Genomic DNA, 23,683 nt, shown 5'->3' with positions numbered 1-23,683 from the left:
TCGCGCAGCTTCTTCAGGAACTCTCCCGCGTCCCGCGGTGAACCGAAGTGGGCGCCGATCGCGAGGTCGGCGCCCGCTTCCGTCCACCACTTCGCTTCTTCCGCGGTCTCGATGCCGTCCACGCAGATTCGCACGCCCAGCTCGTGCACGGCCGGGATCAGGACGGCGGACCGGGGATCCTTGCGCCGCACCAGATCCCTCGGCACCACCACGGCCACCACCGGCAGCTCCGAGAGCCAGGCCAGGTCGCTCGGCCCGAGAGCGAAGTCGTCGAGCGCGATCCGGATGCCCATGTCCGCCAGCGTGGCCAGGTTCTCCGCCGCGCCGGCCACGCCCAGCACGCCGACCGGCATGCTCAGCGTCATCCGTTCGTGCGGCATCGCGGTCTCCTCGACCACCTTCGCCACGCGGGACACCAGATCCGCGTCGGTGGCCTGGTGCCGGGTGAGCCGGACGCCGAACTGCTGGTCGAGCTCGCCGCGCTGACGCCACCACTGCGCCTGGCCGGCCGCAACCCTGATCAGCCACTCGCCCATCGGCAGGATCAGGCCGGTCGAGTCGGCGAGCGCGGCGCACCTGTCCGAGAGGTCCCAGTGCAGCACGGCCTCGACGCCCGCCAGCTCACCGGTCGCGAGCACGCGCACGGGCTGGTAGGCCACGCCGATGTCGCCCTGTTCCCACGCTCCCGGCATCACCACGGCGAGCGCGGCATCGCGCCGGTCCGCGGTGTCCTGGCTGCCGTGGAACAACTCCCACTGCCCGCGCTGGTCCTTCTTCGCCTGCCGCAACGCCAGGTCGGCCATCCGCAGCAGTTCCGTGGGCTCGACGTCGGGCGAGGGCTGGTGGACCACACCGGCGCTCACCGAGACCGCGAGCCCGTGTTCGTCCACGAAGACCGGTTCGGCCAGGTCGGCGTTGATGGTCGCCATCATCGTCGCGATGTTCGGTGTGGTGAAGGTGTTCTCCACGACGATGCCGAACTCGTCGCCGTCGAACCGCGCGACCATCGCGCGTTCACGGGACGTCAACGCCCGCAGCCTGCGGGCCACGTGCTGCAGCAGCTTCTCGCCGACGCGGCCGCCGAGGCTGTTGCACACCAGGCCGAACGCGTCGAGATCGAGGTGGAACACGGTCACGCCGAACTCGGGGTCGGCGCGGCGCAGCACCGTTTCCAGGTGCGTGGTGAAGAACTGCCGGTTGGGCAGCCCGGTCAGCACGTCGTGCAGCGACTGCCTGCGCAATTCTCCTTGCAACAAAGCAAGTTCCGTGTCGTCGTCGGCCACCACGAGCACATGGCTCGGCTTGTCGTCGCCGTCGCGCAGCAGTGACGCCGTCAGCGTGACCTTGGCCAGGTCGTCCTCGCCGCGCAGCAACTGCATCGGTTCCCGCTCGAACTCGTCGCGCTCGGCGAGCACCTTCTCCATCATCTCGCGGAACACCGCGACGGAGTTCGGTGCGATGAGCTCCATGAGCCGGACGCCCGGTTCCGGCGCGCGGCCGATGATCTCGCCGATGGCGTCGTTGGCCCACACCACCTTCCCGTCGAGGCCGACGATCAGGATGCCGTTGGTCGACGAGATCGCGATGCCGGCGAACTTGGCCTCGCTCTGCCGCTGGTCCCACTGCGCGTCACGGGCGGCCTTCATCAGCGACCGCTGCATGCTCTCCTGCTGGTCCAGGATGGAACGCGCCCGAGCGACGGTGAAGCCGCACGTCAGCGCACCGATTCCGCCGACGACGCGCACCGTGTGCTGGTCGCTCGCGCGGAACTCCTCCAGTGCCAGCAAGCCCTTGCCCAGCACGTCGACCGTGCGTTTGAGCCCGGGCTCGTTGACGTAGCCGAGAGCGACGAGTCGCTCGCCGACCTCCTCGAACGGAGCGGGGTCGAACGGCTCGTTGTGCAGCGCCGCGCACAACGCGTCGAGCTGGCTGCCCAGTTCGGCGTCCAACTCGTCCCTGCTCAACGCGACGACAACGACGCTGCTGAGCAGATAGCTCCACTTGCGCGCCAAGGCTTCTCGCGCGCGGACGGCGGCGGTGTCCGCAGGTGGAGCGGCATCGGGTCTTCGGCTTGGATTCGTCATTCCCGTTGCCCTGTATGGGTTGAAGAGTGTCCGGGAGTTTACCTACCGGCAGTCGGTGCTCATTGCGCCAACAGTGTGATCCTCCGACACTACAGGGTGATTTCAGGCCTTACGACCCACCCCGGCGTACAAAAACATGTTCATGGACGCCTCGTCCGCGAAATCACCAGGCCCGTCCGGCCGCCACTCCCCGCACCCGACCAAACCCGGTTCCACCAGCTCGAACCCGTCGAACAGCGCGGCGACCTGCCCGTGCGTGCGCATGTGCATCCGGTCCGCGCTCTTGCTGCGATTGACCACGTCAGCGGCCTTGTCGACGCTTTCGTCGATCTGGTCCTTGGCGACGTGCGTCATCACCACGAAGCTGCCGGCGGGCAACGCGTCCCGGTAGCGGGCGACGAGCTTCTCCGGGCTGTCCTCGTCCGGCACCCAATGCAGCATGAGCAGCATCAACATGCCGATCGGCTCGTCGAATCGCAACAAGCGCCGCACTTCTGGACTCGACAGCACGGACTCCGGGTCGCGCATGTCGGCGTGCACAATTGCAGCATTTTCGTTGTTGGACAGCATCAATTCGCTGTGCGCTACGGCGACCGGATCCTTGTCGACGTAGACGATTCGCGCAGCCGGGTCGCGTTCCTGCGCCACTTCGTGCACGTTCGCGACGGTCGGAATGCCGGAACCGATGTCGAGGAACTGGCGAACGCCCTGGTCCATGAGGAAGTTCACCGCGCGGCCGAGGAACCGCCGGTTCAACCGGGCGACGCTGGGCAGTCCCGGCACGAGCTTCTCGATCTGGGAACCGACCTGCCGGTCGGCGGCGAAGTTGTGGGCGCCGCCGAGGATGTAGTCGTAGACGCGAGCCATGCTCGGCACGCTGGTGTCGATGCCGAGCGGCACCCAGTCCTGGGTCTGAGCCACGGTGAACACCTCTTCGGTTCGTGGCGGTTCGGGGATGACGCACGAGCTTAGTCACCCGAGCGGCAGCTGCACTGAACCATCAGAGTGACCCGGAACCACCCGTTCAGGCACTGTCGTCCTCCTCCAAACGGCTCCTAAGGTGGTCCGTCCCCATCCGGCCCAACTCCCAGGAGTCTGGATGCCAGTCCCGGTGGCTCCCCACCGCTGGCCGTTACTCGGGCACACCCCGGCGATGCTCACCCAGCGCGCCAAGTTCACCGACGCGCTGCACGAGCACGGTGATGTGGTGCGTCTGGACCTCGGTCCTCTGCACGCGTATTTCGTCTCAGATCCTTCGCTGACTTACGAAGTTCTGGTCACGCAGGGTTCGAAGTTCCGCAAGGGCGCGATGTTCGACAAGTTCCAGCCGTACCTGGGCACCGGGTTGCTGCTGTCGAACGGCGAGTACCACCTGCGACAGCGCCGGATGATGCAGCCGGCCTTCCACCGGGAACGGATTGAAGCGTATGCCTCGACGATGGCTCGTGCTGCTTCTTCGCTGGCTGCGCGCTGGCAACCCGGCGAGATCCGCGTCGTCGAGGACGACATGCAGGAGCTCGCGGTCACCATCGTCGGCGAGGCGCTCTTCTCGACGGAGATCGGCAACCGCGCGGTCGAGGAGGTTCGCCGGTCCATCTTCACGGTCATCCAGCAGGGCATGATCCGCGCGCTGTCCCCCGCTTTCGTCGAAAAACTCCCGATTCCGGGCAACAAGGAATTCGACGCGGCCATCGCCCGGATGAAAGCCGTTGTGCTGCAAGTGATCGAGAGCTGGCGCGCGGACGGCACCGACCACGGCGACATGCTCTCGATGTTGTTGTTAGCCCAGGAAGACGGCGTCGGCATGACCGACCAGCAGACCTACGACGAAGTGCTCACCCTGCTCACCGCGGGCATCGAGACCACCGCGATCGCCCTCGCCTGGGCGCTCTACGAGGTCGGCGGCAACCCCGAGATCGAACGCCGCCTGCACGCCGAGATCGACTCGGTCGTCGGCGACCGCCCGGTGACGTTCGCCGACGTGAGCTCGTTGGTCTACACAGGACAGATAGTCCAGGAAACCCTGCGACGGTACCCGATCTGGTTCGTGATGCGCCGAACCCTCACCGAGGTCCAGCTGGGCGACGTCACCCTGCCCGCCGGCGCCGAGGTGATCGTCAGCCCGCACGCCCTGCACCACGACGAGCGCTACTTCCCAGAACCCCGGCGCTTCGACCCGGACCGCTGGACACCGTCGTTCGCCGCCGGTCTCCCGCGCGGCGCGTTCATCCCGTTCGGCGGCGGCAACCGCCAGTGCCTGGGCAACACCTTCGCCCAGACCGAAATCATCGTCACCCTCGCGACAGTCGCGGCCCGCTGGCGACTGGTCCCCACCCGTCCGGCGCGCGTGAAGTTCACGTCCGCCCCGTACCCCAACGGCCTGCTCATGAAGGCCGTTCCCCGCAACTAGTTGGAGGTAGTACCCCCATGCGTTTCCGTCGGCTGTGCGCCGCGGCCCTACTAGCCACCGCAACACTGCTGGTCCCGCTCCCCGCTTCCGCGGCGGTCACCTGCCAGGAAGTCAGCTATCCCGTCAGGGTCGGCCTCACCCCGTTGGTGACCTCGCAGGAAACCATGGCCGGCAGGCTGTGCACCCCTGACGGCGCCAAGACCGTGCAGGTCCTGATCCCCGGCGGCACCTACGACAGGTCCTACTGGGACGTGGGCTACGAACCCACGACCCACTCGTTCACCCGCGCCCAGAACAAGGCGGGCATCGCCACCCTCGCCCTGGACCGCCTGGGCACCGGCACGAGCTCCAAACCCCTCAGCGTCCTGCTCACCGCCTCCACCCAGGCAAGCGCGGTGCACCAGGTCATCCAGACCCTGAAACCGCGCTTCACCAAGGTGATCGTCGCGGGCCACTCGATCGGCTCCGCGATGGCCCTGATCGAAGCCGGCACCTGGCAAGACGTCGACGGCGTCCTGGTCACCGGCTTCACGCACAAGATGAACTACATAACGGTCGTCCCAGTGCTGGCCAACATGATCCCGGCAGGCCTGGACCTCGGCTACCTGACCACGATGCCGGACACCCGCTACAACGCGTTCCACAAACCGGGCCCGCTGGTCTCCGGCGCCATCTCGTTCGACGAGTCCACCAAGGACGTCTTCGCGGCCACGGAAGCCGTGGACACCATCCTCCTCAACACCGTCATCACCCCGATCAGCCGCAACATCACCGTCCCGGTGCTGATCGTCGTGGGCAACGACACCCACTTCTGCAGCTCGGGCCTGCCGCTGATGGGCAGCGACTGCTCTTCCCCCGCCGCGCTGAAGGCCGACGAGGGCCTGTTCTTCCCGGCAGCCTCCCGCCTCGACACCTACATCCTCAACGGCTACGGCCACTCCATCAACTACGCCCCGAACGCCCCGGACTACCACGCGGTCGTCTCCCAGTGGGCCAAGGGCATCTAGCTAGACTCGGGGGATGGACGAAGAGATCCACGAGCGAATCCGCGACTGCATCAAGGCCATCCCCCGCGGACGCGTCGCCACCTACGGCGACATCGCTGATCTCGCCAAGGCGCCGTCGCCACGGCTGGTCGGCCGCATCCTCAACGAGGACGGCCACGACCTGCCGTGGCAACGCGTGCTCAAGGCCGACGGCACCTGCGCGCCGCACCTCCGCGAGACGCAGCTCCAACTCCTCCACGAGGAGGGTGTGCCGAACCTGGACGGCAAGGTGAACCTGCGCGAGTACCGCTGGGAGGACGCGCGCAAGGAAGAAGCCGAAGGCCTCTGGTAGGCGCTGGGCGCCACGCGCCGTCATCCCTGATGTCGCGCTGGGTGGGGCAGAGCGCCTCAAACCCGCAGTCGAGCCCAACCGCGGCGCTGGTCAAGCCCCGATCGCAATGATGCGAGCACGCGCGGTGCAGCCCCAGGCGACCGCACGCACGGTGTCGCACCCGTCCCCCAGGCAGCCACCCGGCCCTGGCCGGCGTGCGTCCGACAATCCCGCACGCTCGGTCCCCAGCCAGCCTCGATCCCTGTCAAACCGCCCAGTGGAACAGTTCCATTGAGGCCGGATCCACTCCGCCCTCATGCTGATTGCAGCAACACCGCCCGAGCCTCGTAGTACTTGCGCAGCAACACATCGACCACAAGAGGATGCGCCCCGATCGGTGCGGACACGACGTCCGCGCCGCACTCGGCGAGCGACCCGTGGAATGTCCCTGGTGCCAGGAGCCACGAGGCGACGGCCACGCGGCGCCCCCGCAGCCCGGCAACGACGTCGGGCACGCGGGGCGTCGCGGTCGCCACGTAGCCGACGGCTTCCGCGCCGAGCAGCGAAGCCGCGCGTTGCACCGTGGCGAGTGCCCGCGCGTCCGATGATCCCGCCGCGGCGAGCACTACTGCGTCGCCGCGGCGGACACCTGCTTCCCGCAACCGGTCCCGCACCGCCGGCACCGCGCCCAGGCCCAAAGGCGAGGTCAGCACCACGTCGCGACGCGAGCCGATCTGCTCGGGAATGTCGACCCGAACGTGGTAGCCGGCAGCCAGGAACGCCGGCACCACAACACAAGGTCCATCCACAACGGACCGGACGTCCGGCTGCCGCACATCCGCGTAGGCGACCTCGACGGGGACGTCCACCGATGCCTGGACCAAAGACGCGATCTCGTCGCAAACGACGGCCCCGCGCGGATCCCGAGTGCCGTGAAACGCCAACACCAGCTTCATGCGGGCTCCATAGCTAGGCGGTAACCACGTTTGACAACCGTGCACACCATCTGCGGCGAACCCAGCGCGGTCCGCAGCCGTCCGATGGCCGTCTCGACCGCGTGCTCCTCACCGCCGGAAGGCAAGGCGGCCAACAGGTCCTGCCGGGAGACCACCCGTCCCCGCGCCTCCACCAACGTCCGCAGCACGGCCATCGGCGCCGGCGCGACCGGGCGCAGCTCGCCATCGATCACCACGGCCTGAGCCCGCATCTCCATGTCCCTGGACGCGATCCGCAGCCGGGTCGCCCGAGAGGGCAGTTCCAGCGCCAGTTCCCTGGCCATCGACCCGATCCGGGCTCGTGCCGGCTGGACGACCGGAATCCCGGCAGCCACCAGCGGACCGGCGGTGATCGCACCTACGCCGACCACGAGAACGTTGCGCCGCAACGCCTCCACGAACGCGCCGTACCGTTCGCCCGCGGCGCGCAGCACCGACGTGGCGGCCGGGGCGCTGGTGAACGTCATGGCGTCCACCTGACCATTCAGGACAGCGTCCAGCAAACGCTGCAACGGGCCGGTGTCCGCGGGCGGCATCCAGCGGTAGACCGGGATCTCGACCACCTCGGCACCGGCGGCGCTCAGCGTGTTCACGAAGTCCGGCAGCGGCTCACCGTGCAGCTGAATGGCGACCCGCTTGCCGGCGACGCCCATCCGCAGCAGGTACTGCAGCAGCTCGGCGTTCGACTCGGACGACGGCGACCAGGTCTCGACGAGGCCTGCCGCCCGCACCGCACCCTTCGCCTTCGGGCCGCGTGGCAACACCACCGCGCCCTCCAGAGCACGGTGCAGCCGGCTCGCCAGTCCCCAACCTTCAGCGGCTTCGAACCATCCGCGGAAGCCGATCGCCGTCGTGGCGACCACCACGTCGATCGGCATCGACACGAGCTGCTGCGTCGCCGCGTGCAGTTCCGCGTCGTCGGGCAGCGGCACGATCCTGATGGCGGGGCCGTGGATGACCGTGGCGCCCTTGCGTTCTAGCAGGGCACCGAACTCGTCGGCGCGACGGGCCGCCGTGACGCCGATGGTGAAGCCCGCCAGCGGCTCCGTCATGTCAGCTCCACCACGCCATCACGCACACGAACCGGATGCACCGCAACGGAAACAGACGGCTCTTCCAGGCACTTGCCGGTGGCCAGCTCGAACGCCTGCTTGTACACCGGCGACACCACGACGGGAACGCCACCGCGATCACCCACGATGCCGCGCGACAACACCGCGGCACCGCTGAACGGGTCGATGTTGTCCAACGCGTGCAAGGAACCGTCGGCGGTCAGGAACACCGCCACCTGCGAACCGTCTGGCAGCAGAGCGGCCACGCCCTGCTCGGGACGCAACACGTCGAAGTCACAGACCACCGTCACCTGACGACCTCCGGAATTCCGAGCTGGACGGGGACGCGCTGACCACGCTCAGCGCGGAACGAGATCGTCGGGTCGGGAGTGCCGGGCGCGTTCACGAAGCTGGTGAACCGCGCCAGCTTCTCCGGGTCCTCGAGCACTCCACGCCACTCGTCGGCGTAGTCGGAGACGTGGGACGCCATCGCGGCTTCCAGCTCGGCGCAGATGCCGAGCTTGTCCTCGACCACGACCTCACGCAGGTGGTCGAGCCCGCCGTCGAGGCCCTCCAGCCACACCGAGGTGCGCTGCAACCGGTCCGCCGTGCGGATGTAGAACATCAGGAACCGGTCGATGATCCGGATCAGCTCCTCGGTGTCCACATCGGACACCAGCAGGTCGGCGTGGCGAGGCGTGAAGCCGCCGTTGCCGCCCACGTAGAGGTTCCAGCCGTTCTCGGTCGCGATCACGCCGAAGTCCTTGCTGCGCGCCTCGGCACACTCGCGGGCACACCCCGAGACGGCCGACTTGAGCTTGTGCGGCGAGCGCAGACCCCGGTAGCGCAGCTCCAGCTCGATGGCGAGTCCGACCGAGTCCTGCACGCCGTAACGGCACCACGTCGTGCCGACGCAGGACTTCACCGTCCGCAACGCCTTGCCGTACGCGTGACCGGACTCGAAGCCGGCGTCGACCAGCCGGCGCCAGATCTCCGGCAGCTGGTCCACGGTCGCACCGAACATGTCGATCCGCTGACCACCGGTGATCTTCGTGTACAGCCCGAAGTCGCGCGCCACCTCGCCGATGACGATCAGCTTCTCCGGCGTGATCTCGCCGCCCGGGATCCGCGGCACCACCGAGTACGTGCCGTTGCGCTGCAGGTTCGCCAGGAACTTGTCGTTGGTGTCCTGCAACGAGACCTGGGCCTCGCCAAGGATGTGCCCGTTGTTCAGCGACGCCAGGATCGAGGCCACGGCAGGCTTGCAGATGTCGCACCCGCGCCCGCTGCCGTGCTTCTCCACCAACGACGTGAACGTGGTGATCCGAGTCGCGCGGACGATCTCGAACAGCTCCGCGCGCGAGTGCGTGAAGTGCTCGCACAACGCCTTGGACTGCTCGACACCGCAGTCGGTCAGCAGCTTCTTCAGCATCGGCACGCACGAGCCACACCCGGTGCCCGCCTTGGTGCACGCCTTGAGCTCGGCCACGTCGCAGGCGACACCGGACTGAATCGCGTCGGTGATCGTCTGCTTGGTCACCGCGTGACAGGAGCAGACCTGCGCATCCGCGGGCATTTCCACGTCCACGGCCCCACCGGGCTGCAACAGCGCCGCCGGAACCTCCTTGCCCACCAACGGCCGCAGCGACGGATAGGAAGAAGCGTCACCGACCAGCACGCCACCCAGCAGGATGCGGGCGTCGTCCGACACCACGAGCTTGCTGTAGGTGCCCGCGACCGCGTTGTTCACGACGACTTCCAGCGCACCCTCGGTCTGCGCGTGCGCGTCGCCGAACGACGCCACGTCGACACCGAGCAGCTTCAGCTTCGTCGACATGTCCGCACCGGGGAACACCTTGGTGCCACCGTTGAGCTGATCCGCGACGACCTCGGCCATCGCGTAACCGGGAGCCACGAGCCCGTACGCCACGCCTTCGACGGAAGCGCACTCACCGATCGCGAACACGTGCGGATCCGAGGTCCGGCAGGCGGAGTCGACCAGGTAACCACCGCGGGGACCGAGCTCCAGTCCCAGGTCCAGATCGGTGCGCGGCCGGATGCCCGCGCTGAACACCACGACGTCGAGGTCGAGCTCGACCCCGTTGGCCAGCTTGGCGATCAACCGCGACCCGTCACGTTCGATCGAGGACGCCGACGTGCCGGTGTGCACGGTCAGGTCGAGCTTCTCGACCAGTCGCTTCAACAGCCCGGCGCCACCGTCGTCGACCTGGATCGGCATCAGCCGCGGAGCCAGCTCCACGACGTGCGGCGAGACTCCCATGCCGCGCAACGCGTTGGCCGCCTCCAGCCCGAGCAGACCGCCGCCGAGCACCATGCCGGAGTGCCGGCCGGGCCGTTTGGCGGCCTGCACGGTCGCGCGGATGTCGTCCAGGTCGTCGAGCGTCCGATAGACGTGACAGCCAGGCAGATCGCGGCCGGGCACCGGTGGCACGAACGGCACCGAGCCGGTCGCCAGCACCAACGCGTCGTACGCGACCTCGACGCCGGAAGCACCGACCACTACACGCCGTTCCCGGTCGACCGAGACAGCCTTCTCGCCCAGCCGGATCTCCGCGCCGGACAACGGTGCCAGCTCCAGGTCCGCGGAGCTCCATGTGTCCACATAGGACGACAACGCCACCCGGTCGTAAGCGGGGCGGGCTTCCTCGCCGAACACCACGATCCGCCAGGAGGATCCGTTCAGAGCATCGACGAGCCGGTGGCCGACCATTCCGTTGCCGATCACAACCAGGGTTCGCGTCATGTCCGCATCACTCCCTCCGCCCGGTATGCTCACCGCGCGGCGTGTCATCCCAAGGTCCGCGATATTTCGCGGGTGTTAAAGGAAACTCTCTTCGCAGGTAGCAGCGGTGTGCGTCACACGCCCGCGTACGCGAGGCTCGGCCGCTCCACGAACACGTTGCGTCGCAGGTAGAACCACCACGTGGTGCCGACGCAGAGCCCGTAGAAGACGAGAATCGCGGTCAGCGCGGGCGTCAGGGTCTTCGAGCCCTCCAGCGAGAACTTGAAGACGAGGTTCACCAGCACACCACCGGCCGCGCCGATCGCACCCGCGATGCCGACCACCGCGGCGGCCTGCCGCTTGGCCGACTTGTCGTCGTCCGACTGGGTGCGGAAGATCGCCGGGATCATCCGGTACGTCGAGCCGTTGCCGACGCCGGCCAGCACGAACAGCAGGATGAACGAGCTGAAGAACAGCGGGAAGCTCTGCATGTCGACGCTGGTCATCACGCCGATCGTGCCGACCGCGAGCCCGAGGAACGTCGCGAGCGTGACCTTCGCCCCGCCGATCCGGTCCGCGAGCCACCCGCCGGCCGGACGCGCCACCGAGCCGATCAGCGCACCGAGGAACGCGAGTGCCACCCAGCCCTTGTAGTCGACGAAGCTGATCTTGATCAGCGACGGGAACGCGAACGAGTACCCGATGAACGACCCGAACGTGCCGATGTAGAGGAACGACATCACCCAGGTGTGCTTGTTCGACAGCGCCAGCTTGTACGACTGACCGTCCGGCTTCGCCTGCGTGAGGCTGTCCATGAAGAACCACGCACAGACCGTCGCGACGACGATGAACGGCATCCAGATCAACGCCGCGTACGCGAGGTGGATCCCGGTGCCGATGGTGATCACGACCGGCACGATCAGCTGGGTGATCGCCACGCCGAGGTTGCCGCCGGCGGCGTTCATGCCGAGCGCCAGGCCCTTCTTGCCCTCCGGGTAGAAGAACGAGATGTTCGCCATCGACGACGAGAAGTTGCCGCCGCCCAGGCCCATCGCGGCCGACGTGAGCAGGAAGAACCAGTACGGAGTGCCCGGCGTGGAGACCGCGTAGGCGAGCATCGTGCACGGAATCAGCAGCAACCCGGCGCTGATCGCCGTCCACAGCCGCCCACCGAACTTCGGCACCGCGAACGTGTAGGGCACCCGCAGGATCGCGCCGATCAGGTTCGGCACGATCAGCAACCAGAACTGCTGGCCCACGCTGAAGTTGAACCCGACCGAACCGAGGCTCACAACCACGATGCTCATGAGCACCCACACGCTGAAGCCGAGGTTCTCCGCGAAGATGGAGAACGCCAGGTTCTTTCGGGCGATCCGCTTGCCGGTGGATTCCCAGAACTCGGGCTTCTCCGGCTCCCAGTGGTCGATCCAGCTCATGAAGTCCTCCGTGGGGTCGGCGATTGCCGTAGAACGTAAGAACCGCGCATTACCAGGGAGTTCTGACCGATGACGGCGAAGGCAACTCCGCCGCACATCACGCGGAGGCCGGCTGTGAGGCGCCGAGCCAGTCGAGCAATCCGCACACAGCGTCCTTGCAGCCACCACAGCCCGTGGTGGCCCGCGTCGCCTCGGCCAGCTGCGGAACGGTTTCCGCGCCCGCACGCCAAGCCGACACGATCTGTCCCTTGGAAACGGTGTTGCACCGGCAGATCACCGCGCTGGACGGCAGGTCGGCCGGGCTCGCGGCCTCGGCCGGCAGCGCTCGTCCCAGCAGCAACGCCAACCGGTCGGTCGGGGCGGGGATGCCGCGGTCGTAGAGCTGGGTGATCGTGGCGGCGGCGTCCGGTGCGCCGATGATGATCGCGCCCGTGACCCTGTCGTCGCGCAGGACGAGCTTGGCGTACCGGCCGCGCGAGGGTTCCTGAAAACACAGGACTTCCGAGTCCGGGCAGTCCACCTCGGTGTGCACCTCACCCAACGCGGCCAGGTCGACGTCACGGGCTTTCAACCGGGTGACGACGGAAGTGCCGCGGTACCGAGCGGCCGGATTGACGCCGGTCAGCCGGTCTGCGAGCACCGCCGCCTGGTCCCACGCCGGCTGCACCAGACCGGACACCGTGCCGGGGTGCTGGGCGCAGTCGCCGATCGCGTGGATGCGCGGGTCGCTGGTGCGCAGCGCGTCGTCGACGAGGATGCCCCGGTCGACCTCCAGACCAGCCTTGACGGCCAGCGACGTCTCGGCGCGGACGCCGGCGGAGACCACCACGAGTTCGGCGGGGAGGTGCGAGCCGTCGTCGAGGATCAGGCCGTCACCTGGCAGGTACTTGGCGGCCAGCGCGTTGAGCCGGAACTCGATGCCCAGCTGGCCGAGGGTGCGGGCGAGAACACCGCCGGCACCCGGATCGAGCTGGCGTTCCATCAGGTGGCCGACGGGGTGCACGACGGTGACCAGACAGCCGCGTCCGGCCAGGCCGCGGGCGGCTTCGATGCCGAGGAGACCGCCGCCGAGAACGACCACGGGTGCGCCCTTGTGGGCCTTGGCCTCGATCTCCGCGCAGTCGTCGAGGGTGCGGAAGGCGACGACACCCGGTGCCAGCTTCCCGTCCTCGATCAGCCCCTCGGCCGGCGGCACCCACGGCGTACTGCCCGTCGCCAGCACCAACGCGTCGTACGGAAGGTGCACGCGGGGAGCTTTCGTACCATCAGAGCGCACGCGAGGGCCCCGCGTGCGGAGAACAACGGTGCGGGTGGCTCGGTCGATCTCGGTTACCTCGTGGTTGAGCCGCAGGTCGATGTTGTGCTCGGTGGCCCACGTCGTGTCGTGCAGCCGCGTCGACTCCGGCGTCATCGCCCCCGCGACCACCGTCGAGAGCAGCACGCGGTTGTACGCGGCGTGCGGTTCGGCGCCGATGACCGTGATGGAGATGTCCGGATCGCGGCGCCGCAGTTCGTCGGCCAACCGCGCGCCCGCCATGCCGTAGCCGACGATCACTACTCGCCTCATACCCGCTCCAATCGCACCGCGCACACCTTGAACTCGGGCATCCGGCTCGTGGGATCGAGCGCGGGGTTGGTCAGCAGGTTCGCCCGCCCGTCACCGGGGAAGTGGAACGGCAGGAACACCACGTCGCCGCGCATGCTCGGCACGCACCGCACGGTCGCCGTGACCGTTCCCCGCCTGGACACGACGTGTGCGGGCTCGCCGGCGGCGAGTCCCGCCCGCATCGCCGTGTCCGGGTGCATTTCCACGTACATCTCGGGAACTGCCTTCATGAGCTCGCCGATCCGCCGCGTCTGCGCGCCCGACTGGTAGTGCTGCAACACCCGTCCGGTGGTGGCCTGCAACGGGAACTCGTCGTCCGGCGGCTCGGCGGGGCCGCGGTGGTCGACCGGGACGAACCGCGCCAGGCCGTCGGCGTGCGCGAACCGGTCGAGGAAGAGCCTTGGCGTGCCGGGATGTTCGACGGACGGCACCGGCCAGTGCAGCTGCTCGGACTCCAGCCGCTCGTAGGTGATGCCGGAGTAGTCGGAGAGACCGCCGGCGGACGCCCTGCGCAGCTCCTCGAAAGCTTCCTGGGGCACGACGGGAAAACCCCCGACCCCGAGCCGCGAAGCCAGGCCGTTGATCAGCTCCAGATCGCTGCGCACGCCGGCGGGTGGGTCGAGTGCCTTGCGGCGCCTGATGATCCGGCCTTCGAGGTTGGTCATCGTGCCGTCTTCCTCGGCCCACTGCGTCACCGGGAACACGACATCGGCCATCGCCGCCGTCTCGGACATCACGAAGTCCGCGACCACCAGCAGGTCCAGTGCCTTCAACCGATCGGCGACGCCGGACGCACGGGGCGCCGACACCACCGGGTTGCTGCCGAACACCAGCATCGCCTTGAGGTCGTCCGCGTCGAGCAGTTCGTACGCGCTGCGTCCCGGTCCCGGCAGCCAGTCGACGCCCCAGACGTCCATGATGTGCTTGCGCGCCAAGGGATCGTCGAGCTTGCGGTAACCGGGCAGCTGATCGGCCTTCTGCCCGTGCTCGCGACCGCCCTGGCCGTTGCCCTGCCCCGTCAGGCAGCCGTAACCAGATCCGGCGCGGCCCGGCAGGCCCAACGCCAGAGACAGGTTGATCCACGCCGACACGTTGTCGGTGCCGGACGCGTGCTGTTCGGTGCCACGACCGGTCAGCACATAAGACCGGCCGGCCAGCATTTTCACGGCAGCGCGCTGATCAGCGGCGGAAACACCCGTGACGCGTTCGGTGCGCTCGGGCCACCACTGCGCGGCGATCCGCCAGGCCTCGTCGAAACCGGAGGTCCGGGACGAGATGTACTCCTTGTCGATCGCGCCCTCGATCACGGCCGTGTGCAGCAAACCCAATGCCAGCGCCAGATCCGTGCCCGGCGCGGGCTGCAGGTGCAACGTCGCGCGCTCGGCGGTCGGGGTGCGGCGCGGGTCGATGACGATCAACCGCGCGCCCTCGAGGTGCCGGAGGAACGGCGGCATCGTCTCGGCCGGGTTCGAGCCCGCGAGCAACACCGTGTCGGCGCCTCGGAGATCGGTGAGCGGGAACGGCAGACCGCGATCCAGCCCGAACGCCTTGTTGCCCGCCGCGGCCGCCGACGACATGCAGAACCGGCCGTTGTAGTCGATCTGCGAGGTCTTCAGGGCAACGCGCGCGAACTTGCCGAGCAGGTACGCCTTCTCGTTGGTCAGCCCGCCGCCACCGAACACTGCGACCTCGTCGGGCTCGTACGACTGGATCTTCGCGACGACGAAGTCCATCGCCTCGTCCCACGAGACGGGCTCGCCGTGCAGAAGAGGCGTCGTCAACCTGCCCGGATGGCGCAGCAGGTCCCCAGCCGTCCAGCCCTTCTGGCACAGCCCACCGGGACCAGGGGCCACCTGGCCGTCGATGACGCTCATGGAGCACTGCAGCGCGCAGTAGGGGCAATGGGTCACGCCGCTGACGCTAAGAAGCCCGCGTTAACCCGGTGGTCCGCAATGTTTCGTCGGTGGAAAATGGCCCGCTCAGAGCAGTGCTGTCACTTGGTGAGCAGCACGTTCCAAACCCGCAAACGACTGTGACGTTGACAACGGGTGCAGCGCGTGCACAGCAAGACGGAACAACGTCGCGCGCAGCAGCATCTGCTCCCACTCGGCCAGGTGACTCCACCGGTGGAGCAGGCCGGAGTCCGCGCCGCCCCACGCGACGGCGTCCACGGCGACCACGGCGGCGGCCCACTCGGACGGACGCCAGTACGCGGTGAAGTCGATGACGGCGGGCTGGGCGTCACCCGCGAACAGCACGTTGCCGAACAGGTCCCCGTGCACGACCTGCGGCTTGAGGTTGACCGGCTTCTGCACTTCCTTCAACAGGTCGAACAGCCTGCCGCCGAGGTCCGCGTCGAGCGGCACGTCCTCCTCGCCCCACGCCTTGCGGTCGGCGACGGCGAACACGTCGGTGCGCGTGTCGAGGAACCGGGGTTTGGGCAGCTCGGCGGTGGCCTGGTGCAGGCGCTGAGCGACGGCGATCACCTCGTCGTGGCGCGCCTCGGCCCGTCCGGCGAGGAACTTGGTGGCCGACCAGCCGCCGACGACGTACCGGCCGTCGGTGGATCTCAGCGGTCTGCCGATGCGCAGGTTCGGCACGTCCAGGCCGTCGAGGGTCTTGGCGATCCAGGTGGCTTCCGCCGGCTTGGGCGCGGGCCGGATCGTGGCATCGCCGCACCGCCACGCAGGGCCACCGTCGATGAGCTCTGGCTCGGCGTCACGTGCCCCGAACGCCGCACGCACGTGCGCTGGGGGCGATTCGGGGGACCGGGTCACGGTCGGGCACGCTACCTGCTTAGACCGTCCGGGTGGTGGACCACGACACGTCGTGATTCAACCCACCACCCAGACGGCGCAGCCGTTGGAGCGTCTGCAAGTACCACCGGTTAGGCCGTTGGCAGTACTTGCGGACACCCTCGAGCCATCAGTAGGTCGGCAGCGACGGGTCGACCTCGCGAGCCCACGCCAGCACACCGCCACCGACGTGCACGGCGTCCTTGAAGCCCGCCTTGTGCAACGCCGCGAGCGCCTCAGCCGAGCGAGCACCGGACTTGCAGTGCAGCACCAGCGGCTTGTCCTGCGGCAGCTCCGAGAACGCCGCGCCGGACAGGATCTTGTCCTTCGGGATCAGCACCGATCCGGGGATCCGGACGATCTCGAACTCGTGCGGCTCGCGCACGTCCACCAGCAGGAAGTCCTCACCGGACTCCTGCTTGTGCTTGAGCTCGAGCGGCGTGATCGTGTTGCCGGCGGCCGCCTGCTGCGCGTCCGTGGACACGACACCGCAGAACGCCTCGTAGTCGATCAGCTCGGTGATCTTCGGCGACTCCGGGTCCTTGCGGATCTTGATGGTCCGGTAGGACATCTCCAGCGCGTCGTAGACCATCAGACGGCCCAGCAGCGGGTCGCCGATGCCCGTGAGCAGCTTGATCGCCTCGGTCACCATGATCGAGCCGATCGACGCGCACAGCACGCCCAGCACGCCGCCCTCCGCGCACGACGGGACCATGCCGGGAGGCGGCGGCTCCGGGTAGAGGTCGCGGTAGTTCAGGCCCTGGCCGTCCGGTGCGTCCTCCCAGAAGACGCTGACCTGGCCCTCGAACCGGAAGATCGAGCCCCAGACGTACGGCTTGCCCAGCAGCACCGCGGCGTCGTTCACCAGGTACCTGGTGGCGAAGTTGTCGGTGCCGTCGAGGATCAGGTCGTAGTCGCGGAAGATCTCCAGCGCGTTCTCGGAGTTGAGATGCGTCTGGTGCAGGATCACCTTGACGAACGGGTTGATCTCGGCGACCGAGTCACGCGCCGACTCCGCCTTCGGGCGGCCGACGTCGGACTGGCCGTGAATGACCTGACGCTGCAGGTTCGACTCGTCCACGACGTCGAAGTCGACGACGCCGAGCGTGCCGACCCCGGCCGCGGCCAGGTACAGCAGTGCCGGGCTGCCCAGGCCGCCCGCGCCGACGACGAGCACCTTCGCGTTCTTCAGCCGCTTCTGCCCGTCCACCCCGACGTCCGGGATGATCAGGTGCCGGCTGTATCGCGCGACTTCTTCCTTGGTCAGCTCCGCGGCTGGCTCAACGAGCGGCGGAAGCGCCATGCTGGTCCTCCTCGACGAATGTCTCCGTGTCCGAGACAACGTCTACCCTGCCTCGACTCTTCCCCGTTGGAAAGCTGTCTCAGCCTGCGGGAAACGCGTTCGGCGTGCACACCTTGCCGTCGGCAGGCACGACGTCCTGGCCCGCGTTGAGCTGCGACACGAAGTCGTTCGAGACCCCGAACGTCTGCTGCATCATCACGGGGGCCGGCGCGCCTGCCTCCGGACAGGCCGCGTGGCCGCTGCCCAGGGCGTGCCCGACCTCGTGGTTGATCACGTAGTTGCGGTATCCGGCCAGGTCACGGCCGTAGACCATGGCTCCGCGCACCCAGCGGGCGACGTTGATGATCACGCGCTTGCTCTCCGGGTTCCAGCAGGAGGTCTCGAACGGGATCTCCTTGCCGCACAGCGTGTGCGTCGTCTTCGTGCTGGTCAGCGTGACGATGAAGTCCGGTTTCTGGTCCGCCTCGACCCGCTGCAACGCGACGGTCTTGGTGCCGATCCAGCTGCGCGGGTCGGACAGGAACCCGTCGACCGTGCGCCCGAACGCGGCCGCGTCGTCGTTGTAGTCGGCCGGCTTGACGCCGTCCTCGATGGCGATCGCGTACTTGCGGAACTTCTGCGCGTTCGCCTCGCCGATCCGGGCACCGTTGCCGGGGACCGCCTTGAACGTGCCGACGCCGTCCTGCGAGAAGTCCGGACCGGGCGGCAGCTCGGCGGTGGGGATGTTCAGCACCGGCTTCTTGCCCGGCAACTCGGACGCGGGCGCCTCCGGCGTGCTGACGGGCGTCTGGGCGGCGCCGGTTGTGCTGTCACCGGCCGCGGGCGACTTCGGCTGGACCGTGTCGAGCACCACCAGCGCGGTCAGCACGAGCAGGACCGGGATCGCGTAGATGCGCCACCCGTAGTTGGAGACGAGCTTCTTCACCCCGCGCTTGCGGGGTCTCCTGGTCTGCGCCGTGCCGTCTGGTTCCCATGCGGCCGCGAGCGGTTCCGCGCTGGTCCGGCGCGCGCCACGACGGTAGCGGTCAGCGGGCGGATCAGTTCGTCCTCGCTCGGGGGCGCGATTCACGTTCCCCAGGATCCCACATCCCCCGTATGGCCGTCGTTGCTCACCATGTGTGTCGATCGACCGCCTCCCACATGCCCAGCACAGCCCTGGCCACGGTGGCGGGCCGCTCCATCTGGGCCACGTGCCCGGTGCGCGGCAGCACCAGCAGTCGCCCCTTCGGCAGGAGCCTCACCGTCTTCGGCCCCTTCCGCACGCTGACCAGCCGGTCGTTCTCCCCCCACAACACCAGCGTCGGCGCCTTGACCAGCGGAAGGATGCGCCAGAGCGACTTGGGCCCAGGCGTGAGCCAGCTCTGCATCAGCCCGAACGTGCTGCGGTTGAGCGCCTGTCCTGCCCACTTCTGCCGGGCCCGCTCCTCGTTCTCCTTGATCGACTCCTCGATCCGGTGGTCGGGCACCACACTCGGATCGGCAAAGCACAACCCCAGCATCTGCTTGGTGCGCTCGTGCGCCGTCAGCTTGGCGAGCTCGCGCCGCACCTTCGACCCGATGATCGGCAGCACCGCAAGCGCCATCCGCGGATCCGACATCCGATCCAGCCGCGGCCTCAGATCCGGCACGGCAGGCGACACCAGCGTGAGCGTCTTGACCAGATCCGGCCTGGTAGCGGCCGTGATGACGGAGATCGCCCCACCCATGGAGTTGCCGAACAGGTGCACCGGCTGCGGCAGCGTCTCGATGTACTTGATCACCGTGCGCGCATGCGTGGGAAGACTGAAGTCATACCCCGGAATCGGCTCCGACCGCCCGAAGCCAGGCAGGTCCACCGAGTACCCGCTGACATGCCCCTGCAGCTGGGCCGCGAGATCTGTCCAGTTCGTCGCGGACCCGCCAAGCCCGTGCACGTACACAGCCGGCGGCCCGTCGCCAGGCGTGACCCTGACATGGACCTCATGGTCGTCGACCTGGTGAAACTCACCCGGCCAAGGCGTCTGGGACTTGTCCAGCGGCGGCAGCGCGACGTTGGACAACGGGGCGGGAATCAGCGTGCTCACCAGACCAGGATGCGGGAAAAGGAGCACAGATGGTTCCCGGATGTGGGCTACCAGCGAGTAAGGTTGCGCTCACGCCTCGGTCAGGCAACCCCTCGCCGACGGCAGATCACTCGTGCTGGAGGCACCATGACGGAGACGGCGCAGAGCGCACCCGCAGGCAGGGGCGTTCGACTGCCGCGCACCGCCCGCCGCGCGCAACTGCTGGCAGCGGCGCAGGACGTGTTCGTCGCCAACGGCTACCACGCCGCGGCGATGGACGAGATCGCGGAACGCGCAGGCGTGTCCAAGCCGGTGCTGTACCAACACTTCCCGGGCAAACTAGAGCTCTACATGGCCCTGCTGGAGTCCCATGTAGACGAACTGGTGGGCCGCGTCCGCACCGCGATCGCCTCCTCGCCGGACAACAAACTCCGCGTCCGCGCCGCCGTAGCCGCCTTCTACGACTTCGTGGACGGCGAAGGCCAGGCCTTCCGCATGGTCTTCGAGTCCGACCTGCGCTCCGAGCCGGCCGTGCAGGAGGCCGTGGAACGCGCCACCACCGACTCGGTGGACGCCATCACCGACACCATCACCGCCGACGCCGGTCTGGACCCCGAGCGCGCGCGGCTGCTGGCCGTCGGGCTCGTGGGTTTGTCACAGGTCACGGCCCGGTCGTGGCTCGCGGACAACCGCCGGGTGCCCAAGGAGGACGCCGTCGCGCTGATCTCCAACCTCGCCTGGCGGGGCATCGGCGGCGGTTTCCCGCTCCAGCACTGACCTGCACGAAAAAGGGCCCGCACTCGCGGGCCCTTTTCGCTACATCAGTGCGGCTATCCGTCTTGCCACGTCCTCCGCGCGTTCCAGCGGCAGCATGTGCCCGGCCTTCGGATAGATCACGAACTCCGCGGCCGGCAACGCCTCGGCCAGCACCCGTGAGTGCCGCATCGGCGTGAGCACGTCCCACGACCCGGCCATGACCACGGTCGGAACGTCCGACAGCACCGCCAACGCCTCCCGCCGCTGATGCCGGGTCAGCTCCTCCCGGACACCCACGAACGCGGTCCCCGTCGTGTTCCCCGCCATCGCCGCCGCCGCGCGCACGTCGGCCCAGCGCGGACGCCGGCCGAAGGTGACGCGCAGACCTGGCGCGATCACCCGGCCGAACCCGATCTTCGGCCGCTTGACCAGCCACTTCCCCGCGAGCCGCTCGACCCCGCTCAAGCCGGGCAGGTCCCCGCACGAGGTGGCCACCAGAGCCACCCCGGTGATGCGCGCGAACAGCTCGGGGCGCTGCTCGGCCAGTGCCATGATCGTCATGCCGCCGAGGGAGTGGCCCGCGAGCACGAGCCGTCCGGCAGGAGCGAACTCCTCGAGGACCGCTTCGAGGTCGTCTGCCAGCTCGGACAACGTCGGCGCCGGTCCGTCACCGGACGACTTCCCATGCCCACGCACGTCATACCGGACCACCCGCCCGGGCAACCGCGCGGCCACGCGATCCCACGTCGTGAGGTCCATCGTCCACCCGTGCAGCAAAACCGCGGTCACGTCGGAGGACGAAGGCCCCGACGTGACGACGTTCAGCCGATCAAGAACGAGCGACGCCATGAGCGCATCCCCGGCTTCCCGACGAGTCCGGCCTCCTCCAGGAACGACATGATCCGTTCCCCCGACCAGCGAATGGTCTCCTGAAAGCGCTCGTTCGCCAGCGCCTGCCGACGAGCCTCACGCACGTCCAGCCCGACCGCCGCGTACACCTGAGGATTGATGATCGTCCGGGTGATCATCATCGACACGTACCCGATCAGCCACTTCTGGTACGGCAGCTCATAACCCTTCAGCTCGCCCATCCCGCGCACCAGCTCCTCACGCGCGAACCGCACGTGACGGGCCTCCTCCAGCACGTGGATGCGGTTCACCATCCGCACGATCGGCTGGACGGTGTCGTCGTTCATCGCCTCGCGCTGCAACCGGTCGAGGATCTCCTCGGCCACCAGGATCGAGCCGTACATCGCGGGCCCGTACCCGATCGTCGGCAGCAGCTTGCCCAACCGGTGCGTGTGCTTGATCGGCCCGTACGGCGGGCAGCCGATCCGTTCGACCAGGCGCGCGAACATCGTCGAGTGCCGGCACTCGTCGGCCACCTCGGTCAGCGCGTACTGGGCGTGCCGCGAGGTCGGGTCGGTGTTGTAGACGACCTTCACCAGCATCTGCATCAGCAGCAGCTCGAACCACAGGCCGACGGACGCGATCGACGCCAGCTCGTGCTTGGACAGCTCGATGCGCTGCTCGTGCGTGAGCGACTCGTAGAGAGGCGTGCCGTAGAGCGAAATGCGCTGTTCAGGGATGTAGAAGAGGCCGTCCACCAGAGGTGCGGACCAGTCGATGTCCACCTCGGGGTCGTAGAACTTCTCGGCGGACGACTTGAGCAGCCGTTCCGCGGTCTTCTCCCGATCGGCGACCCTCATCGGTTACCCTCCCCGGTAAGTGTTACTTGAGGTAACGGTTACTTCTGGTAGCGTGCGTCACATGGCACGCACTGTCAAGGGGCCGGACGCGCGACGTGAGCGGTGGAAGGGTCATCGCGAGCTGCGCAGGGCGGAGTTCGTGGAGGCCACCATCGCCGCCGTGGCCAAGAAGGGCCCGGACGTCGGCATGGAGGACGTGGCCGCGGAGGCCGGCGTCAGCAAGCCCGTGCTGTACCGGCACTTCACCGACAAGTCCGACCTGTACCTGGCCGTGGGCCAGAAGGCCACCGAGCTGCTGATGGACCGGATGGGTCCCGCGCTCGCCGCCGACGGCCCGATCCGCGAGCGCATCAGGCGGATCGTCGACGCCTACCTGTCCGTCATCGAGGACAACCCGAACCTCTACCGGTTCGTGGTGAAGGGGTCCTTTGTAGACCGTCCGGTCGAGAAGGACGTGGTGCAGGAGGACAAGAACCTCATCGCGAGCACGCTCGCCCGCATCCTCGGCGACTACATGCGCGCCTACGACATGGACTCCGGCGGCGCCGAACCGTGGGCGCACGCGCTCGTCGGCATGGTGCAGAACGCGGGCGACTGGTGGCTCGACCGCCAGACCATGTCCCGCGCGAACCTCAGCGACTACCTCGCCACGATCATCTGGCACGCCATCGACGGGCTGCTGCGCTCCGCGGGCGTCCAGGCGGACCCGGAACGGCCCCTCAACCCCCTGCGATTGGTGGACTGATGAGCGAGCACGACCACGCCGAAGAGGGCTACACCGGCGACGCCACCCTGCTCTTCGGCAAGGAGGAGGTCGCGGTGAGCGTCGAGCTGCGCGGCTACTTCCAGCCGATCGACGGCCGCTACCACTGGTACGGCCGCGTCAAGAAGAACGACGACGTCACGAGCCGGGTCGAAGGTGGCGCCAGGACCGCGCTGCTGCGCACCCCGACCGGCGAGGCCGAGGGCACGCTGACCGACCCCGACCCGTGGGGCCGCTACCGGGTCGGCGGCATCTCGACCCCGCCTTACAAGATCGAGGAACCGGCCGAGCACTGACGACGAGCACAGAAAAAGCCCCGGTCGAGTTGACCGGGGCTTTTTCGTTGAGAAGAACCTCAGGCGCCGAACCCGACCTTGCGCGAGTCCTGCGGGCCGATCTCCACGTACGCGACGCGGCCAGCGGGCACGACGAACCGCGCACCCTTGACGTCCACCAGCGACAGCACGCTGGACTTGCCGGACACCGCGTCCGCCACCAGAGCCTCAACGTCCGACGGGTTGAGCTCACTGGTCACGACGATTTCCCGCGGGCTGTCCGCGACGCCGATCCTGACCTCCACGCTGACCTCCGTGCTCAAAGAGAAAAACTGATCCCGAGCCTACCTAGTGCGGCGACCACAATCACCGCCAGACGCTCCCGGTGCTCAGCAGG

General features: G+C 68.2%; 22 protein-coding genes. 6 read left to right on the top strand and 16 right to left on the bottom strand.

Annotated elements, in window-relative coordinates:
- Both SK803_RS39300 and SK803_RS39295 read right to left on the bottom strand, forming a co-directional pair.
- Positions 1-2,012 (bottom strand): putative bifunctional diguanylate cyclase/phosphodiesterase (locus tag SK803_RS39300; RefSeq protein ID WP_319971285.1); only part of this gene is annotated, 2,012 nt, incomplete at its 3' end.
- Positions 2,013-2,186: 174 nt separating this feature from the next.
- Positions 2,187-3,005, bottom strand: coding sequence for an SAM-dependent methyltransferase (locus SK803_RS39295; RefSeq protein ID WP_319971284.1), 819 nt, complete (start codon positions 3,003-3,005; stop codon positions 2,187-2,189).
- 178 nt (positions 3,006-3,183) lie between these two features.
- On the opposite strand from SK803_RS39295, the gene SK803_RS39290 reads away from it, so the two are divergent.
- Genes SK803_RS39290 through SK803_RS39280 form a run of 3 tightly spaced genes read left to right on the top strand, consistent with a single transcriptional unit; the run spans position 3,184 to position 5,832 of the window.
- Positions 3,184-4,494: a cytochrome P450 gene (locus SK803_RS39290; RefSeq protein ID WP_319971283.1), complete on the top strand. Its 1,311-nt coding sequence runs from the start codon at positions 3,184-3,186 to the stop codon at positions 4,492-4,494.
- Between the two features lie 17 nt (positions 4,495-4,511).
- Positions 4,512-5,501 (top strand): alpha/beta hydrolase, encoded by a 990-nt coding sequence (locus tag SK803_RS39285; RefSeq protein WP_319971282.1) that lies wholly within the window; start codon positions 4,512-4,514, stop codon positions 5,499-5,501.
- 13 nt (positions 5,502-5,514) lie between these two features.
- The gene (locus SK803_RS39280; protein ID WP_319971281.1) at positions 5,515-5,832 is read left to right on the top strand and encodes an MGMT family protein; all 318 of its coding nucleotides are present in this window, start codon (positions 5,515-5,517) and stop codon (positions 5,830-5,832) included.
- 293 nt (positions 5,833-6,125) lie between these two features.
- Here the strand turns inward: SK803_RS39280 and SK803_RS39275 are convergent, their stop codons facing one another.
- From SK803_RS39275 to SK803_RS39225, 11 genes are all read right to left on the bottom strand, one after another.
- A complete protein-coding gene (locus tag SK803_RS39275; protein WP_319971280.1) occupies positions 6,126-6,767 on the bottom strand; it encodes a sirohydrochlorin chelatase in 642 nt (213 codons plus the stop codon).
- Complete coding sequence (locus SK803_RS39270; RefSeq protein ID WP_319971279.1) at positions 6,764-7,858, bottom strand: uroporphyrinogen-III synthase; 1,095 nt, start codon at positions 7,856-7,858, stop codon at positions 6,764-6,766. The genes SK803_RS39275 and SK803_RS39270 overlap by 4 nt, the downstream gene beginning before the upstream one ends.
- Positions 7,855-8,169: a nitrite reductase small subunit NirD gene (nirD, locus tag SK803_RS39265; RefSeq protein WP_319971278.1), complete on the bottom strand. Its 315-nt coding sequence runs from the start codon at positions 8,167-8,169 to the stop codon at positions 7,855-7,857. The genes SK803_RS39270 and nirD overlap by 4 nt, the downstream gene beginning before the upstream one ends.
- Positions 8,166-10,622 (bottom strand): nitrite reductase large subunit NirB, encoded by a 2,457-nt coding sequence (gene nirB / locus SK803_RS39260; protein ID WP_319971277.1) that lies wholly within the window; start codon positions 10,620-10,622, stop codon positions 8,166-8,168. Before nirB ends, nirD begins: the two co-directional genes overlap by 4 nt.
- A 113-nt stretch (positions 10,623-10,735) precedes the next feature.
- Complete coding sequence (locus SK803_RS39255) at positions 10,736-12,037, bottom strand: nitrate/nitrite transporter (protein ID WP_319971276.1); 1,302 nt, start codon at positions 12,035-12,037, stop codon at positions 10,736-10,738.
- Positions 12,038-12,134: 97 nt separating this feature from the next.
- Positions 12,135-13,604 (bottom strand): FAD-dependent oxidoreductase, encoded by a 1,470-nt coding sequence (locus SK803_RS39250; RefSeq protein ID WP_319971275.1) that lies wholly within the window; start codon positions 13,602-13,604, stop codon positions 12,135-12,137.
- Positions 13,601-15,517, bottom strand: coding sequence for a molybdopterin oxidoreductase family protein (locus SK803_RS39245; protein WP_319971288.1), 1,917 nt, complete (start codon positions 15,515-15,517; stop codon positions 13,601-13,603). The genes SK803_RS39250 and SK803_RS39245 overlap by 4 nt, the downstream gene beginning before the upstream one ends.
- A gap of 105 nt (positions 15,518-15,622) precedes the next feature.
- On the bottom strand, positions 15,623-16,420 hold the full coding sequence (locus SK803_RS39240) for a TIGR02569 family protein (protein ID WP_319971274.1): 798 nt from the start codon (positions 16,418-16,420) through the stop codon (positions 15,623-15,625).
- 148 nt (positions 16,421-16,568) lie between these two features.
- On the bottom strand, positions 16,569-17,741 hold the full coding sequence (gene moeZ, locus SK803_RS39235; RefSeq protein WP_319971273.1) for an adenylyltransferase/sulfurtransferase MoeZ: 1,173 nt from the start codon (positions 17,739-17,741) through the stop codon (positions 16,569-16,571).
- Between the two features lie 79 nt (positions 17,742-17,820).
- Complete coding sequence (locus SK803_RS39230; RefSeq protein ID WP_319971272.1) at positions 17,821-18,810, bottom strand: DUF3152 domain-containing protein; 990 nt, start codon at positions 18,808-18,810, stop codon at positions 17,821-17,823.
- A gap of 40 nt (positions 18,811-18,850) precedes the next feature.
- Positions 18,851-19,804 carry an alpha/beta fold hydrolase gene (locus SK803_RS39225; protein WP_319971271.1) on the bottom strand — a complete coding sequence of 318 codons (954 nt, stop codon included), beginning with the start codon at positions 19,802-19,804 and terminating at the stop codon, positions 18,851-18,853.
- 126 nt (positions 19,805-19,930) lie between these two features.
- Here SK803_RS39225 and SK803_RS39220 point away from each other — a divergent pair, with 126 nt between their 5' ends.
- A complete protein-coding gene (locus SK803_RS39220; RefSeq protein ID WP_045314793.1) occupies positions 19,931-20,560 on the top strand; it encodes a TetR/AcrR family transcriptional regulator in 630 nt (209 codons plus the stop codon).
- A 39-nt stretch (positions 20,561-20,599) separates the two neighbouring features.
- Here the strand turns inward: SK803_RS39220 and SK803_RS39215 are convergent, their stop codons facing one another.
- Both SK803_RS39215 and SK803_RS39210 read right to left on the bottom strand, forming a co-directional pair.
- Complete coding sequence (locus tag SK803_RS39215) at positions 20,600-21,388, bottom strand: alpha/beta fold hydrolase (RefSeq protein ID WP_319971270.1); 789 nt, start codon at positions 21,386-21,388, stop codon at positions 20,600-20,602.
- On the bottom strand, positions 21,361-22,248 hold the full coding sequence (locus SK803_RS39210; protein WP_319971269.1) for an AurF N-oxygenase family protein: 888 nt from the start codon (positions 22,246-22,248) through the stop codon (positions 21,361-21,363). Before SK803_RS39210 ends, SK803_RS39215 begins: the two co-directional genes overlap by 28 nt.
- A 61-nt stretch (positions 22,249-22,309) precedes the next feature.
- Here SK803_RS39210 and SK803_RS39205 point away from each other — a divergent pair, with 61 nt between their 5' ends.
- Both SK803_RS39205 and SK803_RS39200 read left to right on the top strand, forming a co-directional pair.
- A complete protein-coding gene (locus SK803_RS39205; RefSeq protein WP_319971268.1) occupies positions 22,310-22,993 on the top strand; it encodes a TetR/AcrR family transcriptional regulator in 684 nt (227 codons plus the stop codon).
- Positions 22,993-23,307 carry a DUF4873 domain-containing protein gene (locus SK803_RS39200; RefSeq protein ID WP_319971267.1) on the top strand — a complete coding sequence of 105 codons (315 nt, stop codon included), beginning with the start codon at positions 22,993-22,995 and terminating at the stop codon, positions 23,305-23,307. The genes SK803_RS39205 and SK803_RS39200 overlap by 1 nt, the downstream gene beginning before the upstream one ends.
- Positions 23,308-23,366: 59 nt before the next feature.
- Here SK803_RS39200 and SK803_RS39195 read toward each other — a convergent pair whose 3' ends face one another.
- On the bottom strand, positions 23,367-23,591 hold the full coding sequence (locus SK803_RS39195) for a DUF3107 domain-containing protein (protein ID WP_319971266.1): 225 nt from the start codon (positions 23,589-23,591) through the stop codon (positions 23,367-23,369).
- Between the last annotated feature and the right edge of the window lie 92 nt (positions 23,592-23,683).

The sequence above is a fragment of the Lentzea miocenica genome, from assembly GCF_033949945.1.
Lineage (GTDB): Bacteria > Actinomycetota > Actinomycetes > Mycobacteriales > Pseudonocardiaceae > Lentzea > Lentzea miocenica.
Note: the sequence above shows the minus strand (reverse complement) of the source record. Positions and strands in the feature narration are given on the sequence as shown.